The 1,181-nt window shown below is 64.3% G+C and carries 2 protein-coding genes and 1 pseudogene; all 3 read right to left on the bottom strand.

What is annotated here, in order from left to right; genetic code table 11:
• A partial coding sequence (locus EOD07_RS35120; protein WP_127238413.1) for an OmpA family protein occupies positions 1-406 on the bottom strand: 406 nt, incomplete at its 3' end.
• Between the two features lie 111 nt (positions 407-517).
• Positions 518-1,081, bottom strand: a complete 564-nt coding sequence (locus tag EOD07_RS35115; RefSeq protein ID WP_041006755.1) for a GNAT family N-acetyltransferase — start codon at positions 1,079-1,081, stop codon at positions 518-520.
• Positions 1,081-1,181: pseudogene (locus tag EOD07_RS38925) on the bottom strand (sulfurtransferase); the annotation flags it as partial. The gene EOD07_RS35115 and the pseudogene EOD07_RS38925, both read right to left, overlap by 1 nt.

Here is a 1,181-nt window from a genome sequence, read left to right as displayed (position 1 = left end):
GCGAGGCGGCGCGGCGTTCGGACAGAACCTGGTTGGATTCGAAGGAACCCACGGCGTCGGTGTGGCCCTCGATCAGGATGCGCGCGCCGCGGTCGTGGCGCAGGATGCGGTGGAGCGCGTCGGCGATGATTTCGACCTTGCCGTATTGCGAGGGGGCAATGGCTGCCGAGCCGAACTCGAAATTGATCGACTGGATGTCGATCGAGCGCGCCATGCGCCGCAGATCCGGCCGGCGCTTGAACTCGCGAATGGTGACGCGTTCATTGGGGCGCAGCTTCTTCCTTGGCGCGGCGTCGAGCTGCCGCTCGATCGTCGCGGCCGAAGGCGTGGTCGCCTGCGCGGACGCCAGGCTCGGCATGGCAATTGCCGCAATCATGGCCACGGCAAATGTACGTCGGGTCAACATGTCTTTGTCTCCTATAGGCTCGGCCTCGTAATACGGCCGGACAATGGCAAAGACAGTCTGAAGCGGCGATGAACGGGATGTTCAGGCGCAGGGCAATTCCGGGGAGCGGCTTTAGCCTCGCATGACGCTGGCCGAGCGCTCGGCGAAGGTCAGCGGACGAACGACCTCCTTCTTCTGCGCCACCGGCGTGAAGCCGAGCTTCTGGTAAAGCGGCAGAGCCGCCGGGTGATCGAGCGTGCAGGTCTGCACGGTGACGCGCCTTGGGCCATGCGCCCAGGCCGCCGAGATCGCGGCCCCAAGGAACCAGCGGCCGATGCCCTGGCCGTGCGCATGTTCCATCATGCCGAAATAGGCGAGCTCCACTTCGTCCGGAAGATGCGGCTTGAGATCGAAGAAACCGGCGGGAGCGCCGTCGAGATAGAGCACGCGGATGTCGCGGTCCTCGCGGTGCAGGCCGGCGGCAAGCTCCTCGTCGCTCAGCCTCAGCACATTGACCCAATGCCATTTGCGCCCGACGCGATCCATCAGATAGCGGTAGAAATGGAGCGGGATATCTTTCGTCTTCAGCAGCGCGATCTGGCGGTTGTAGGGGATCGGCGGCGAGACCGCGGGTGCGGCATGCATCTCCAGGAAGGTGACCGTGACGTCGATATCTTGGGGCGCGCCGTTTTGCATCATTCTTTCCCTGTCACCACCGGCGTGTCGCTGAGACCGCCCCATTCCGTCCACGACCCGTCGTAAAGCCGATTGTCGCTATGGCCGAGCGTTTCCAGCG

This window comes from Mesorhizobium sp. M2C.T.Ca.TU.002.02.1.1 (assembly GCF_003997225.1).
This window is presented reverse-complemented; position numbering and strand designations above follow the sequence as displayed.

Excerpts from the sequence above, each read along its gene's own strand:
- EOD07_RS35115 (WP_041006755.1), bottom strand. The coding sequence starts at position 1,081 with ATGCAAAACGGCGCGCCCCAAGATATCGACGTCACGGTCACCTTCCTG.